A 16340-nucleotide genomic window follows, 5' to 3' on the forward strand; every position below is an offset into this window, starting at 1 on the left:
ACTCTTTGCCCGAACATCCCCCAAATCCTTTTTTACAGCATCAAAAGAAAGAATTTACCAAAATAAGAAATGAAGGTTGGGCGTATTTATGAGTCTTAAACAATTAAAAGATGTCAGCTATTTTAAGTTAAACAATGAGATCAATCGACCTGTGAATGGTCAGATCCCTTTAAATAAGGATAAAGAAGCATTGACTGCATTTTTTGAGGAAAATGTTAAACCAAATACAATGACTTTTGCTACAGCAATGGATAAAATCAATTATTTAATCACTCATGATTACTTGGAATCAGAATTTATTCAGCTTTATTCCCCTGAATTTATTGAAACGCTATATCAATTTTTAGACAAACAACATTTTACATTTAAATCATTTATGGCTGCTTATAAATTTTATTCACAGTATGCATTAAAAACAAATGATGGTTCTGCATATTTAGAATCTTATGAAGATCGTGTAGCTTTCAATGCTCTTTATTTTGCAAATGGTGACGAAGACCTTGCTCTTTCTTTAGCTGATGAAATGATCCACCAACGCTATCAACCAGCTACACCTTCATTCTTGAATGCTGGGCGCAAGCGACGTGGTGAATTAGTTTCCTGTTTCTTGACACAAGTGACAGATGATATGAATTCGATTGGTCGTTCCATCAACTCAGCTCTACAACTGTCTCGTATTGGTGGAGGTGTAGGTATCACACTTTCTAATTTGCGTGAAGCAGGTGCACCAATCAAAGGATATGAAGGAGCTGCTAGTGGGGTTGTTCCAGTGATGAAACTTTATGAAGATAGTTTCAGTTATTCAAATCAGTTAGGTCAGCGTCAAGGAGCTGGCGTGGTTTATTTGAATGTTTTCCATCCGGATATCATTGCCTTTCTTTCAGCAAAAAAAGAAAATGCAGATGAAAAAATCCGTGTTAAAACACTTTCTCTTGGTGTCATCGTGCCTGATAAATTTTACGAATTAGCACGTAAAAATGAAGACATGTATCTGTTCAGTCCCTATAGCGTTGAAAAAGAATACGGTGTCCCATTTTCTTATGTCGACATCACTGCTGAATACGATAACTTGGTCGCTAATCCTAATATCCGTAAACAAAAAATCAAAGCACGCGATCTTGAAAATGAAATTTCAAAATTACAACAAGAATCTGGCTATCCTTATATTATCAATATCGATACAGCCAATCGTGAAAATCCAATAGATGGAAAAATCATCATGAGCAACTTATGCTCTGAGATTTTACAAGTACAAACACCTTCTGTTATCAATGGAAAACAAGAATATGAAGTATTGGGAACAGATATTTCATGTAACTTAGGTTCAACAAATATCGTCAACTTGATGGATAGCCCAGATTTTGGCCATTCAGTCCGTACAATGACTCGTGCATTGACTTATATCACAGATGCCTCAGATATCGACGTTGTTCCACCAATCCAACATGGAAACAAATTGAACCATACGATCGGGTTAGGCGCAATGGGCTTACACACATTTTTCGCCAAAGAACAAATGGAATATGGCTCTGAAGATTCATTGGACTTCACAAATATTTATTTCATGTTACTAAACTATTGGACACTTGTAGAAAGCAACGCGATTGCTCGTGAACGAAAACAAGTATTTCATAATTTTGAAAAATCAGCTTATGCAGACGGTACTTATTTTGATAAATATGTTACTGGAGAGTTCCAACCAAAATCAGAAAAAGTGAAACAATTATTTGCTGGCATCTTTATCCCAAGTGCTGAAGACTGGGAAAACTTGAAACAAGCAATCATGAAAGATGGATTGTATCATCAAAACCGCTTGGCTGTTGCACCAAATGGATCAATTTCTTATATCAACGATACAAGTGCAAGTATCCATCCGATCACTCGTATGATCGAAGAACGCCAAGAAAAGAAAATCGGTAAAATCTATTATCCAGCACCTTATCTTTCAAACGAAACAATTCCATATTATACTTCTGCTTATGATATGGATATGCGAAAAGTGATCGATATCTACGCCACTGCACAAAAGCATGTCGACCAAGGAATGAGTTTAACTTTATTCATGCGTTCTGAAATTCCAGAAGGGCTTTATGAATGGAAAACAACAACCAAACAAACGACGCGTGATCTAAATATTTTAAGACACTATGCTTTCCATAAAGGTGTAAAATCAATTTATTACGTACGTACCTTCACAGACGATGCAGAAGAAATCGGCAGCAACCAATGTGAAAGCTGTGTCATCTAATTGGGTAATCAAGAATATTTAGGACTGTATTTCAAATAAAGGAGCATCACTCATGTCAGAAACTTATTATGAAGCAATAAACTGGAATGAAATTGAAGATGTCATCGATAAATCTACGTGGGAAAAATTGACTGAGCAATTTTGGTTAGACACACGTATTCCTTTATCTAATGACTTAGATGATTGGCGTACCCTTTCTCAATTAGAAAAAGACACTGTTGGTCATGTTTTTGGTGGATTGACATTACTAGATACCGTTCAATCAGAAAGCGGAATGGATCAATTGCGCAAGGATGTTCGTACCCCTCATGAAGAAGCGGTATTGAACAACATCCAATTCATGGAATCCGTTCACGCAAAAAGCTATTCTTCTATCTTCAGTACACTGAATACAAAAAAAGAAATCGAAGAAATTTTTGAATGGACGAATACAAATCCTTATCTGCAGAAAAAAGCAGAGCGTATCAACGAAATTTATAAGCATGGCACACCTTTAGAAAAGAAAATTGCCAGTGTGTTTTTAGAAACATTCTTATTCTATTCTGGTTTCTACACACCACTTTACTATTTAGGAAATAATAAATTGGCGAATGTCGCTGAAATCATCAAATTGATCATTCGCGATGAATCTGTGCATGGTACCTACATTGGGTACAAATTTCAGCTAGGCTATAATGAACTTCCTGAAGAAGAACAGGAGCAATTAAAAGATTGGATGTATAATTTGTTGTATGAATTATATGAAAATGAAGAACGTTATACGGAAGAATTGTACGATCCCATCGGTTGGACAGAAGAAGTAAAAACTTTCTTGCGCTACAACGCAAATAAAGCTTTGATGAATCTAGGGATGGACCCACTCTTCCCAGATACAGCAAACGATGTAAACCCAATCGTCATGAATGGGATTTCCACAGGAACAAGCAACCATGACTTCTTCTCTCAAGTCGGTAACGGCTACTTACTTGGTCATGTTGAAGCCATGAAAGACGATGACTATTTGATTGGATTAGACTAGACTGTAAAGTGATTCGGTTTGAGTGAAATAGGCTGGGACAGAAGTGTTTCTTACTTTTGTCCCACGCTTTTTTTTATTATGGAGTTGTTTTTTTAGAGCATATTCCTAGAAGTCAGAAACCGAGGTTCTCAAAAGGTACCAATCCACTGTTAGTTTCATACATTTTAAGAACAGAAAAAGCATCTCCAAAAGTCATGACGACTTCTAAAGATGCTTTTTTCTAATTTTATGTTATATGGTAGTGTTTCTATTATTCGTTGATCAATCGATCGCTCTCTGTAGTGTGTTCAAATTTTTTTAATAGATAGATTTTTCGGATATTCAATATCAATGTCTTGATGACCGCATAAACTGGGATACAAATCAGCATCCCCATGATTCCAGCCACACTTCCGGCTCCTATCAAAACTAAAATGATGGTTAATGGATGGATATTCATCGACTTTCCAAATAATAACGGTTTGATGACGTTCCCGTCCAACTGTTGGATGACCAGTATAGAAAGTGCCATATAAAGCGCTTGAAATGGTGAAACAAATAAGCCAACGATCACTGCAGGAACCGCGCCAATGAACGGTCCCACGTAAGGTATGATATTCGTGATCCCACAACATACAGCGAGTAACAAACTATACGGCTGATTAAAAATCGTCATTGCTATAAAACTCAATACACCGATGATCACTGCATCCACGATCGTACTACTGATATAGGCCGATAAAGTATCATTCAGTTCTCTCACAGTTTGCCGCAACTCACCACGTATATTTTGTGGGAAAAATTTTGAAAGTGCATCAATAAACTTATGTCCATCTTTGAACATGAACAATAAAATGAATGGCACTGTAAATAATAGAATAAAAAACTGGAGCATGAAAGAAATGATCTTTGATACACTGCTTGTCAAACTCACCAATGCGATATTGAAGAGATTGCTAAGGGATAAGTTTGCAGAAGCTAACTGTTCCTCCAGATTGAAATTTTTAAATTCTTCTCTTTGTGCCACTTCATTCAGCCATTTACTCGTTTCTTCGGCGTAGGTTGGTAAGCTTCGTGTTAATTGAATCGTTTGTTCGACCAATTGAGGAATCACATTCATGATTGCTAATACTGTAACCACGATCACTACAACTAATACCAAGATATACCCGTATACTCTTGGTATCCGATGTTTTTCCAAAAATGAAACTACCGGATTAAACATATAGTAAAAGAAGCCAGCAATTAATAAAGGCAAGACAATTGCTGAAATCATTTTTAAAACTGGACTAAAGACATTCGGCATCTGGATAATAAAAAAGACACCGATAATCGTCAATACCAGTTCAACAGTCCAGAATAATAATTTTGATTCTTTAAATTTTGAATACATACATCTCCTCCAACTTTTGATAAGTCTATTCTATCATTCCCATTAAATTAAAGCGCTATTTTATGAGAAATTTTAACTTTTCCCTTATTCAATCATTACAATCAATAAAAAGGACAAAACATTCAGCTCTAAGACCCTCAAAAAATGAATGATTTTTGAAGCCCCATGCTTTTGTTTTGTCCTTTTTTTATTTAGTTGATACAGAATGAATTTTACTGAGCAATGCTCACCAAATGAAGTTTTGTGATATTTTTATAAATCGATAATTCTTCAATCACTTCTGCGTAGGTCATGTTTTTAGGTAAATTTATCGTATAAATATTTTTATATACTCGATAATCCTCTACAAATTTCACGTCAAAATTCACATCTTCGATAATAATATCGCGTTTTTCAAAATAATCTGCCAGAAAATCTTTTGTTTCTTTCCGGTGGATAAATTGGATCTCCAACTTTTTAGTCGTTGGGACATGGATAATTTTTTTGACGACCGTCAATGCAAGCACAATTCCAATAAAACTAATAATAGCAATCGCATAAAACCCCATACCGATCGCAATGCCTACCCCTGCAATTGCCCATAAAGACGCTGCGGTCGTTAAACCTGTAACAGACTGCTTAGTGACGATGATCGTTCCTGCACCTAAAAATCCGACACCACTGACTACTTGAGCAATCAGACGTGCTTCATCTGACCGGATCGTTCCAACTAATTCCGGATATTCTAACGCATCACGCATTGCTTTACTAGCGATTTCCACTTGGATCAGTGCGATGATACACGCGCCAATACAAACTAAAATGTGCGTACGCATGCCTGCCGGTCTATTTTTGTACTGTCGTTCAAATCCGATTGCTCCACCAAATAGTAATGCAATCCCCAATCTAAGAACGATTTCTGGAATAGTTAATATCATATCATTCATTTCAACACCCTCTACTTCAATATATCATGTTTAAAAGATGGAAACAAAAAAAGACTGATTTCTGGTAGAAAAAAAGAGTGCGTGACAAGACGTTTGCCACACCCTCTTTTTTAGTTTTTGAAAAGTTTGCTTATAATTTGCTTCCAGCAGCATCATCGATAATAACGATAACATTGTCGTGATTTTGTAATGCACTAGCTGGCATATCTGTTGTTACAGGTCCATCGATCATTCCTTTGATTGCATCTGCTTTGTTTTCGCCATATGCAAGTAAAACAATTTCTTTTCCTTTAAGAATTGAACCTACACCCATTGATACAGCTTTAGTCGGAACATCCTCTGCTTTTTCAAAGAAACGTTTATTGGCATTGATCGTTGATTCAGTTAAATCAACTACGGATGTTTTCCCATCAAATGGTGCGCCTGGTTCGTTGAAACCGATGTGACCATTTTGGCCGATACCTAAGATTTGGATATCGATCGGATGTTTTTCGATCACTTCATCATACTCTTTGCAAGCTGCTTCAAGATCGTCCGCTTTTCCATTTGGAACGAAAGTTTCTTTAAATGGTTTTTTATCAAACAATTGGACATTCATAAAGTGACGGTAGCTTTGGTCATCGTCTCCACCTAGTCCAACATATTCATCCAAGTTTACAGAAGTCATGTTACTGAAATCTAGATCGCTTGAAGTCATTTCTTTATATAATGTGATTGGCGTACTTCCTGTCGCAAGTCCTAAAACCGTAGCACCATTATCCATACCTTTTTTGATAATTTCAAAAGCTTTTTTTCCGCCTTCTTCAGCGTTTTTCACACGAATGATTTCCATAACGACTACTCCTTTGTTTTTGGTATAGCCCAATTATAGCATCCTTTTTTCTTTTTTACAACATTAGTATAGACCAAATATCGTACTTTTTGTATTTTCTTGACAATCCCTTCCTGTCCGTGTTACGTTGCATTAGATACGATGTTTTTTAGACTGGTTGCATTTTATTCAACTATTTTACAAGAGGCTAGGCCAAAAGTATGAATCTACAGAGCTTTTTTCTGTCCCATCCTCTTTTACCTTACTCTTTTTAGAGAAAATACGAGAAATATTTCCCAAATCATTTTAACTATTTCCCTTGAAATTGAGTTTTAAAGTGTCTTCCTCATCGTTAGAAAGGAAATCACAATGAGTATTTTAACTTTAACAAATATTACCCAGCAATTTGGGGATAAAATTTTATATGAAAATGTTCAGCTACAAGTCAATGCCGGCGAACACCTAGGCTTGATTGGACAAAATGGTGCTGGTAAAAGTACCTTGATCAAAATCATCACTGGCGAGATATTGCCTGATGATGGTCAGATCCATTGGCAAAAAAATATCCACCCCGGCTATTTAGATCAATATGTAGAGGTAGATGAAACCTTAACGATCGAAGAATTTCTAAAAACAGCTTATTCAAAGGAATTTGAAAAAGAGGCAAAAATAGCTGAACTATATCAAGAATATGGTGAGAATTTCGATGATAGTCTCCTTGAAAAAGCAGGAAAGTTACAAACAGAACTAGATCAGGGTGTTTTTTATCAAATCGATACTTTGGTAGCAGAGATGAGCAGTGGCTTAGGGATCGATGTCCTAGGTCTAGATACCCCTCTAAAAAATCTTAGTGGCGGACAACGCTCGAAAGTCATCTTGGCAAAATTATTGTTGGAGACCCCAGATGTCTTAATTCTAGATGAACCAACCAACCATCTAGACGACCAGCATATCCAATGGCTGACACAGTTTCTCCAAGAATTTGAAGGAACATATATTGTCATCTCACATGACCAAGAATTTCTAGACAAGATCACTACCCACATCGCAGATATCGAATTTGGTAAAATCACAAAATATACGGGACATCTAAAGCAGGCATTGAAACAAAAAGAACAAAATCGTGAAAGCTATTTGCGTCAATTCCATGCACAGCAAAAGCAGATCGAGAAAACAGAAGCTTATATCCGCAAATATAAAGCTGGTTCACGTTCTACGATGGCGAAGAGTCGCCAGAAACAGCTAGATAAAATCGAACGCTTGACACCACCTGCTTCCGCAGCTAAAGCGATTTTTGATTTCCCATTTGCACCGATCGTGACTACTCTTGCTGTTGAAACAACTGATTTAGTTATCGGTTATGAACGTCCTTTACTGGCGCCGATCAATCTGACGATCCGTTTTGGTGAAACAGTAGCTATCCGAGGATTTAACGGGATCGGTAAATCCACGCTTCTAAAAACATTGATTGGAGAAATCACACAGTTAGATGGTGACTATCATTTTCCTGATAATACGAAAATCAATTATTTTTCACAAGATCTCCATTGGGAAAAACCTTTAGAGACTCCTTTACAATATTTAAGTGCCCAATTTCCGAAGGCAACGATCAAGGAGTTACGACGCCAATTAGCTAAATCAGGGCTTGTCAATCAATTAGCCAGTGAACCGTTATCGACCCTCAGTGGTGGTGAGCAAACAAAAGTCAAGCTTGCTCAATTGACGATGAATCAAGGAAACTTATTGATTCTTGATGAACCGACAAATCATATCGACCATGAAACGAAGGATAGTTTGCAAAAGGGTATCCAAAAATTCCCTGGTACTGTCATCATTGTTTCCCATGAACAAGAATTTTACCAAGATCTAGCAGATCGAGTCATTGAGATCGAAGGATTATAACAAACTATGTTAACTAGTTAAACAAGAGGCTAGGACAAAATTGTACGATTTTGTCTTAGCCTCTAACTTATTTTTGAAAAATGCGTTCGTTCATCAATGCTAGGATACTTGATGCGTTTTTTCCCTAAAAACAACATATTGGAAGAAAAAAGCACATAATTGGAAAGCAATTCCAGCCAGTGTTACGCCTGTCCAACCATATTGTTGCCACATGGTAGTACCAAGCAATGAACCAGCTGCTCCACCAATAAAGTACATAAACATAAAAATAGTATTGTTACGATTACTTGCTGCCTCTCCCAAACCTTGTACTCTCGTTTGGTTCGCCACTTGTCCAAATTGGTTCCCAACATCTAACAAGATGATTGCTAACAATAATACAACCAAATAATCACCTGCAGTAAATAAAGCAATGAAACTGATCGTTTGCATAGCCAAGCCCATACCTACGATCTTGCGTTCTGAATAGGAATCTGCTAGTCGCCCAACAATTGGTGCTGCTACAGCCCCAGATAAGCCAAATATAGCTAAGATCCCAGCTTCAAAAGTTCCCCAATGATACGCCGGACTACTGATATAAAAAATCAATGTTGACCAAAAAATCGAAAATGTCCCAAACATAAAGAAACCGCTGATAGCTGCTTCTCGTAGCAATCGTTGTGTTCTTACTAAATGTGGCAAGCTTTTTAAAGAGTCCACATAAGAAACTGTTTTCGTCGTTGCTACGGTCGTTCTTGGCATTTTCCAATATAACAGTCCTGTTAAAACAGCAACCAAGACTAATGCAAATAAGTAAATCATCCGCCATGAGAAAAGACTCGCTACGATCCCCGAAACAGTTCGAGAAAGCAAGATCCCCACTAAGAGACCACTCAGTAATGTCCCCATCACTTTTCCTCTTGCTTTTGGCCCAGCTAGAACCGCTCCATACGGAATAATGATTTGCGGTACGATAGATAATAAACCAATCAAGAATGACGCACAAGCAAACAACGTGAATGATGGCGCAAAAAAGGCTGCTAATAATGAAATTGCTGATAATGCTGCCATCCGAATAATCAATTTAGGCCGATCAACAACATCACCTAACGGAACTAAAAATAATAATCCTAGTGCATAACCAAGTTGAGTCAACATCGTCAAGATTCCGACGGCACTCGTACTGACGGACAGACTAGTCGCTACTTTCGTTCCAATCGGTTGGATATAATACATATTCGCTACAACTACGCCGCATGTGATCGACAAAAGTAAGATCAGCGAGCGTGTTAACGGTGTTTGTTCGTTTTTTTCCATTTATTTCCCCCATTTCCTTTATTAGTTTACAACTTCTTTAAAAAATAGGAAACAGGAAAGTCTAGCACAACCAATCTTTTATCGATACAAGACAAACATTCGTTATTGAAATCTTTATACAAGAAAAAAATTCATTCTACTTGTTTTTTTCTATGGTCTTTATAGATAACTACAATCAACAAAGTCAAAATCAACACACTTGCAATCAAGAGCAATGCTGTTTTGCTATATCCATGGAATAAAGCCTCTCCTCCACACGCATACAAAACAGAAGATGGGATCACTCCAATAATGATCGACATCAAAATTTCTCGAACTTGTAAATTCAACGTCGTTGTTGCAAAGTTGATCACTGATGAAGGAATGATCGGCACCATGTATCCCACCATGATCCCGATTTTTGGGTGTTTCATGTTACGAATCGCTTTGACCCAACGATTTGATTTTTTAGAATGGTCCACTAATTTCAAATGTTGCATAAGAGAAATCGCTAAAATATTCCCAGAAGCATTCCCTACAATATTGATCAATGCACCAAGAAAAGGACCATAGCTTAACCCTACAATCACTCCGATGACTGCAGTAGGTACTCCTGGAATAGCACACATGATCCCCATCAACAAAATCAGGATCACTGCCGCAGAAAGACCATGGGAGCGTACACTATGCAACAATTGCTGTTCATTTGCTTTAGGATCAATTAACAAATGGATATCTGATTGGTATTCCAAATACAAGTGGTACCCTAAAAAAAGGATCAGCAAAATGCCCAGCGCAATCAATACTCTCTGTAATTTTTTACTTTTCATTTTTCCACCTACCAAAACACTGATTATGTATTAGTGTACCATACATATAAAAAGAACTAGCCAACCTAAAGATTGAATCAGCGAGTCCTTGTTTATTTCTTGGAATTTGGTTTCTGTCCTTTTATCCTAAAGCCAAACAAAAAAAGCTAGAACCCTCATAGTAAGGATTCTAGCTCGTAATAATCAAGAGTGATTATTTAACTGTTACAGTTGCGCCAACTTCTTCAAGTTTAGCTTTTAATTCTTCAGCTTCGTCTTTTGACACGCCTTCTTTAACTGGTGCAGGAGCTCCGTCAACTACAGCTTTAGCTTCTTTCAAGCCTAAGCCAGTTGCTTCACGAACTGCTTTGATAACTTTAACTTTTTGGTCGCCAGTTGCTGTTAATTCAACAGTGAATTCTGTTTGTTCTTCAGCAGCAGCAGCGCCACCAGCAGCAACTGCAGCTACAGGAGCAGCAGCAGATACGCCAAATTCTTCTTCAATAGCTTTAACTAGGTCGTTAAGTTCTAGGATAGTTGCTTCTTTTAACTCAGCAACGATGTTTTCAATGTTCAATGCCATTATAATTTCCTCCGTTTTAGATGTTAATATTTTTATTTATGCTATGCGGCAATTAAGCTGCATCTCCATCTTCTTTTTCTGCCACTGCTTTGACAGCGTAAGCCACGTTGCGGACTGGCGCTTGTAGTACAGATAGCAACATAGATAGAAGTCCTTCGCGGTTTGGCAATTTTGCCAATGCTGTGATTTCTTCCAATGAAGATACTTTACCTTCGATGATACCGCCTTTGATTTCTAATGCTTTTGCTTCTTTAGCAAATTCGTCCATGATTTTCGCTGGTGCAACTACATCTTCGTTACTAAATGCAACGGCTGTAGGGCCAGTGAATACTTCGTCCAAGCCTTCTAATCCAGCTTTTTTTGCAGCACGAGAAAGAATTGAGTTTTTGATAACTTTCATTTCTACGTTTGCATCACGAAGTTGTTTACGTAAACGAGTCACTTCATCAACAGTTAGACCACGGTAGTCAACAACGACTACAGATGCTGCTGCTGTAAATTTTTCACTTACTTCATCAACGATTGCTGCTTTTTTTGCGATAATTGCTTCACTCATTTTTGAGTTTCACCTCCTGAATTTTGATGGAAGAGTTCTTTACACTTAGTTATTCACCAAGTATTGTGTATCAACCATCCACTTCGTTCTTAGTGATTCAACATGCTTCGCCTGAGAGGAGACTTCGCTCACTCTGTTCGCCAAGTATTGTTCATCATCTATTCACTTCGTTCTTAGTGATTCACAATAAAAAACTCTATGCCACCGCAGACATAGAGGGACTATTGAAAGTATTCAATAAACGTCCTCGGTAGGAAATTAAGGCGAATGCCACCTACTGTCTTCGGTACAAGTTAATTATTAACCTCAACTAGCTTAGCATGCTAAACTAGTTGAGTCAAGAATTATTTTTTCAGTTGGATCAATCAACGTTCTAATTTAAATTAGAAAGAAGCTTGGTCTACATGGATACCAGGTCCAAATGTTGTTGTAACAGTGATATTTTTCATGTATTGACCTTTAGCTGCTGATGGTTTAGCTTTCACTAATACATCATGAATTGTTGTAAAGTTTTCAACAAGTTTTTCGTTATCAAATGATACTTTACCGATTGGAACATGGACGTTTCCAGCTTTGTCCACACGGTAAGTTACTTTACCTGCTTTTACTTCGTTCACTGCTTTTGTAACATCCATAGTTACAGTACCAGTTTTAGGGTTTGGCATTAAGCCTTTAGGTCCTAAAACACGTCCTAAACGACCAACAGTAGCCATCATGTCAGGTGTAGCAACAACTACGTCAAAGTCAAACCATCCATTTTGGATTTTTTGAACCATGTCGTCGTCACCTACGAAGTCTGCACCAGCTGCTTCAGCTTCTTTTGCTTTGTCGCCTTTAGCAAATACTAAAACAGTTTGTGTTTTACCAGTTCCGTTAGGTAATACTACTGCACCACGAATTTGTTGGTCTGCTTTTTTAGGGTCTACGTTCAAACGGTATGCAACTTCAACTGTAGCGTCGAATTTTGCAATGTTTGTTTCTTTTGCTAATGCTACTGCTTCAGCAACAGGATAAACTTTACTTGAATCAACTTTTTTTAATGCATCTTGCATTTTTTTGCTCTTTTTAGCCATTTTGGTTCCTCCTTGATTGTGGTTATAACGGTTGTACCTCCCACGTGTTCTATATCTTTCAATACAGAGCCAACTGAGAAGCTACTTTCTTAGGGTGTAGAGATTATTCTACAGTGATCCCCATGCTTCGTGCAGTTCCTTCAACCATGCGCATTGCTGCTTCAACGTTCGCTGCGTTTAGGTCTTCCATTTTTAATTCAGCGATTTCTTTGATTTGATCGCTAGAAACTTTAGCAACTTTGTTTTTGTTTGGTTCGCCTGAACCTTTTTCAATATTTGCTGCTTTTTTCAACAATACTGCAGCTGGTGGTGTTTTTGTAACGAATGTGAATGAACGGTCTTCGTATACAGAAATAACAACCGGAATAATCAAACCTGCTTGATCAGCTGTACGAGCATTGAATTCTTTTGTGAATCCCATGATATTGACACCCGCTTGACCTAGTGCAGGACCTACTGGTGGAGCTGGAGTTGCTTTACCTGCAGGAATTTGCAATTTAACGATTTTTTCTACTTTCTTTGCCACGAGACATACCTCCTTAAGTCCGTGATGTGGTTAATTGGAGATGCATATTTCTCCTCCCACGTTTTCTCTCATAATCATCTGATTATCAGACAAAATAGTGCGCACGACAATGCACACTGATACAGTATAGCAAATATATTCTTTTTTTCAAGATTTTTTTCTTATAAATTTACATTCTATGGAAGAAATCGATAATTTTCTCCTTAAAACGTGAAGAACCTTCCCTATTTGTTTACCATTTGTGCTAAACTAGCGCCAAGAAGAAATGCTGACACGTGCCAGCTCTATATATATATCTGTAAATTTTAACGAGGTGAAGAAATGAAAGAATTAAAATACCGCAGTGTTTTCGATATTATCGGTCCTGTCATGATCGGTCCTAGTAGTTCTCATACCGCTGGTGCTGCTCGAATCGGTAAAATCGTCCGTAGTATTTTTGGCGAACAACCAGATTCTGTCGATATTTATCTTTATGAATCTTTTGCGAAGACTTATCGAGGGCATGGTACCGATATTGCTTTAGTCGGCGGCTTATTAGGAATGGAACCAGATGATGAACATTTAGCAGATTCACTGAAATTGGCTTATGAAGCAGGCATGGAAGTATTATTTGTTCCAAAAGCGGAAAAAGCGGAACATCCCAACTCTGTAAAAATGTTGTTAAGAAAAGGGACTCGCAAACTTTCCGTAACTGGGATCTCTATCGGTGGCGGAAATATTCAGATATCTGAATTGAATGGGTTCAAGATCTCATTAAGCATGGGCACCCCTACCCTGATCATCGTCCATCGAGATGTGCCGGGAATGATCGCCAAAGTCACAAACATCCTTTCTGAAACGAATACAAATATCGGGACTATGACGGTTACTCGTGAATCTAAAGGCGAAAATGCGATCATGATCATCGAAGTCGATGACCCGCAAGTAGATGATACTGTTAAAAAATTAAATCAATTGCCAAACATCGATAGTGTCAATTATTTCGATTAAAGGAGGAAGAAAAATGTTTTTCTCTATTGAAGAACTCGTACAGCAAGCAAACGACTACTCCAGTGTCGCTGAATTAATGATTGCTGTTGAAATGGAAATGAGCGGACGTTCACGCGAACAGATCATCGCGATCATGGAAAAAAATCTAAGTGTGATGGAACAATCCATTGCTGAAGGAAAAGCAGGTGTAACATCTGTAACTGGCATTACAGGTGGCGATGCAAAAAAACTAGACGATTATTTAAAGGAAGCTGATTTTCTTAGTGGTGAAACAATCCTGACTGCCGTTCGTAATGCGATTGCTGTGAACGAGGTCAATGCCAAAATGGGCTTGATCTGCGCAACACCTACTGCCGGCAGCGCTGGAGTCGTACCTGGTGTATTGATGTCTGTTCGTGAGCGCTTGGAATTAAGTCATGAACAACAGTTAGAATTTCTCTTTACTGCTGGGGCATTCGGACTAGTCATGGCAAATAATGCTTCGATCAGTGGTGCAGAAGGTGGTTGCCAAGCAGAAGTTGGTTCAGCCAGTGCCATGGCAGCTGCTGCATTAGTATGTGCAAAAAATGGTACGCCGCATCAAGCCGCTCAAGCCGTTGCAATTACTTTAAAAAATATGATGGGGCTGATCTGTGACCCTGTCGCAGGACTCGTTGAAGTTCCCTGTGTCAAAAGAAATGCGCTTGGTTCTTCTCAAGCTTTCATTTCTGCCGACATGGCGTTAGCCGGTATCGAAAGTGTCATTCCGCCTGATGAAGTTGTCGCTGCGATGTACCAAGTAGGCAGACAAATGCCCTCTATCTTCAAAGAAACAGCAGAAGGTGGTCTAGCAGCAACTCCAACTGCTAAACGACTGACAAAAGAGATTTTAAAATAAAACGTGGAAATGTTCTTTTATTAGAGGCGGAAAACGAATGTGGGACAAATCTAAAGATCAGGTTTGCTACAGACTCTCGAATAACCGTCGTTCAAAAGTCAGGTTTTTCGGAAATTTCAACAAAACGACTAGTTTTACCTGTTTTGTCGTTAGTGGTGTACTCTATTGAGGAGAGACGTTCCCTCAAAAAAATAGCGCGTATCGACGGCTCTGTCGATACGCGCTATTTTTTTTGACTTCTTTTAATCTAGCAACTTAGTGTTTTTAATTTCGTTCACTGTTCTAGTACCAGCCAATTGCATAGTGATCGATAACTCTTTATTCAAATGATCAAATACAGAAGTAACACCTTGTGCGCCACCTAGGTTCAAGCCGTAGATGACTGGACGACCGATGGCAACTAGATCCGCCCCACTCGCTAGAGCTTTGAAGACATGTTCTCCACGGCGTACGCCTGAATCAAAGATAACAGGAACACGTTTATTGACAACTTCTGCTACTTTAGGCAGAACTTCAAAAGAAGCAGGGCCACCATCAAGTTGACGTCCTCCATGATTCGAAACCCAAATACCATCTGCACCGGCAGAAATTGCTACTTCGGCATCTTCTGGTGATTGGATCCCCTTTACGATCACAGGTAGATTCGTTAAATCTTTGATTTTTTTGATATCTTCTGGTGTCAATCCTTGCTTAGCCGCTGCATAGATTTCAGAGATCCCTTTTCCTTCACCATTTCCACTTGCGCTCTGTTCACTATATGCTGCAAGGTTAGGCATTGGTAATGGGAATTGGAAATGATTGATGATATCTTCTTCTCGATACCCGCCTAATGTCGAATCAGCGGTTAAGATAATTGCCTTTGCACCAGCTTCAACTGCTTTGTTCAAGATGAATTCATTAAAGCCGTCATCTTTACTCATATATAATTGGAAAAATTGTGGCGCACCAGGCGCTGCCGCTGCCGCATCTTGGATAGTTGTATTGGCATACGTGCTGATAGAAAAGATCGAACCAGCCGCAGCAACACCTTTCGCTGTATTCGCCTCTCCTTTTTCATGTGCTAAGCCTTGCGCAGCAGATGGCGCTTGAATGATCGGCGTCTTCAAATCAATCCCAAAAATCGATGTACTTAAATCAGCCGAATCGATCCCTCTCAACACTCGAGGCATGATTTTTTTCGTATTGAACGATGTCGTATTTTCTTTCATCGTCCATTCATCTTCTGAACCGCCACGGATATACCCAAATGCGCCAGCTTCCATGCGCTCTTTTACTTTTCCTTCAAGTGAAGCAATATTTACGATATCAATTGAATGTTCTTCTGTACTTGCCTGATAAGCCATAACTAAATCCCTCTTTCTTTTTTAGTACAAA

Annotated in this window: 15 protein-coding genes and 1 other annotated feature; of the genes, 5 read left to right on the top strand and 10 right to left on the bottom strand. The window is 38.4% G+C overall.

What is annotated here, in order from left to right; genetic code table 11:
* The first annotated feature begins 88 nt into the window (after positions 1-88).
* Together nrdE and nrdF are read left to right on the top strand one after the other, a co-directional pair.
* The gene (gene nrdE / locus FGQ66_RS04165; RefSeq protein ID WP_138301781.1) at positions 89-2248 is read left to right on the top strand and encodes a class 1b ribonucleoside-diphosphate reductase subunit alpha; all 2160 of its coding nucleotides are present in this window, start codon (positions 89-91) and stop codon (positions 2246-2248) included.
* A gap of 52 nt (positions 2249-2300) precedes the next feature.
* Positions 2301-3266, top strand: a complete 966-nt coding sequence (gene nrdF, locus FGQ66_RS04170; RefSeq protein WP_016177897.1) for a class 1b ribonucleoside-diphosphate reductase subunit beta — start codon at positions 2301-2303, stop codon at positions 3264-3266.
* 250 nt (positions 3267-3516) lie between these two features.
* Here nrdF and FGQ66_RS04175 read toward each other — a convergent pair whose 3' ends face one another.
* The 3 genes from FGQ66_RS04175 to nagB all read right to left on the bottom strand — a co-directional run bounded on the left by FGQ66_RS04175 (position 3517) and on the right by nagB (position 6396).
* A complete protein-coding gene (locus FGQ66_RS04175; protein ID WP_138301783.1) occupies positions 3517-4638 on the bottom strand; it encodes an AI-2E family transporter in 1122 nt (373 codons plus the stop codon).
* Positions 4639-4850: 212 nt separating this feature from the next.
* Positions 4851-5564 (bottom strand): MgtC/SapB family protein, encoded by a 714-nt coding sequence (locus FGQ66_RS04180; RefSeq protein ID WP_113846272.1) that lies wholly within the window; start codon positions 5562-5564, stop codon positions 4851-4853.
* 130 nt (positions 5565-5694) lie between these two features.
* On the bottom strand, positions 5695-6396 hold the full coding sequence (gene nagB / locus FGQ66_RS04185) for a glucosamine-6-phosphate deaminase (protein WP_081134070.1): 702 nt from the start codon (positions 6394-6396) through the stop codon (positions 5695-5697).
* A 348-nt stretch (positions 6397-6744) separates the two neighbouring features.
* Between nagB and FGQ66_RS04190 the strand changes: the two genes are divergently transcribed.
* Positions 6745-8277, top strand: a complete 1533-nt coding sequence (locus FGQ66_RS04190) for an ABC-F family ATP-binding cassette domain-containing protein (protein WP_138301785.1) — start codon at positions 6745-6747, stop codon at positions 8275-8277.
* A gap of 99 nt (positions 8278-8376) precedes the next feature.
* Here the strand turns inward: FGQ66_RS04190 and FGQ66_RS04195 are convergent, their stop codons facing one another.
* The 6 genes from FGQ66_RS04195 to rplK all read right to left on the bottom strand — a co-directional run bounded on the left by FGQ66_RS04195 (position 8377) and on the right by rplK (position 13099).
* Positions 8377-9573, bottom strand: coding sequence for an MFS transporter (locus tag FGQ66_RS04195; RefSeq protein ID WP_081134068.1), 1197 nt, complete (start codon positions 9571-9573; stop codon positions 8377-8379).
* Between the two features lie 131 nt (positions 9574-9704).
* Positions 9705-10382, bottom strand: coding sequence for a TVP38/TMEM64 family protein (locus tag FGQ66_RS04200; protein WP_138301787.1), 678 nt, complete (start codon positions 10380-10382; stop codon positions 9705-9707).
* 193 nt (positions 10383-10575) lie between these two features.
* Complete coding sequence (gene rplL, locus FGQ66_RS04205; protein WP_081134063.1) at positions 10576-10944, bottom strand: 50S ribosomal protein L7/L12; 369 nt, start codon at positions 10942-10944, stop codon at positions 10576-10578.
* A gap of 52 nt (positions 10945-10996) precedes the next feature.
* Complete coding sequence (rplJ, locus tag FGQ66_RS04210) at positions 10997-11500, bottom strand: 50S ribosomal protein L10 (protein ID WP_005878979.1); 504 nt, start codon at positions 11498-11500, stop codon at positions 10997-10999.
* 178 nt (positions 11501-11678) lie between these two features.
* Positions 11679-11805, bottom strand: a sequence feature (ribosomal protein L10 leader region).
* Between the two features lie 78 nt (positions 11806-11883).
* Complete coding sequence (rplA, locus tag FGQ66_RS04215; RefSeq protein WP_005878981.1) at positions 11884-12573, bottom strand: 50S ribosomal protein L1; 690 nt, start codon at positions 12571-12573, stop codon at positions 11884-11886.
* A 103-nt stretch (positions 12574-12676) separates the two neighbouring features.
* On the bottom strand, positions 12677-13099 hold the full coding sequence (gene rplK / locus FGQ66_RS04220) for a 50S ribosomal protein L11 (protein WP_005878984.1): 423 nt from the start codon (positions 13097-13099) through the stop codon (positions 12677-12679).
* A 321-nt stretch (positions 13100-13420) separates the two neighbouring features.
* On the opposite strand from rplK, the gene sdaAB reads away from it, so the two are divergent.
* A complete protein-coding gene (gene sdaAB, locus FGQ66_RS04225) occupies positions 13421-14089 on the top strand; it encodes an L-serine ammonia-lyase, iron-sulfur-dependent subunit beta (protein WP_005878986.1) in 669 nt (222 codons plus the stop codon).
* A gap of 13 nt (positions 14090-14102) precedes the next feature.
* A complete protein-coding gene (gene sdaAA, locus FGQ66_RS04230; RefSeq protein WP_115234719.1) occupies positions 14103-14966 on the top strand; it encodes an L-serine ammonia-lyase, iron-sulfur-dependent, subunit alpha in 864 nt (287 codons plus the stop codon).
* Between the two features lie 242 nt (positions 14967-15208).
* Here the strand turns inward: sdaAA and FGQ66_RS04235 are convergent, their stop codons facing one another.
* Positions 15209-16309 (bottom strand): lactate oxidase, encoded by a 1101-nt coding sequence (locus tag FGQ66_RS04235; protein ID WP_113846277.1) that lies wholly within the window; start codon positions 16307-16309, stop codon positions 15209-15211.
* Between the last annotated feature and the right edge of the window lie 31 nt (positions 16310-16340).

Source organism: Enterococcus sp. BSD2780061688st2 D3, assembly GCF_005844145.1.
GTDB classification, from domain to species: Bacteria; Bacillota; Bacilli; order Lactobacillales; family Enterococcaceae; genus Enterococcus_B; species Enterococcus_B durans.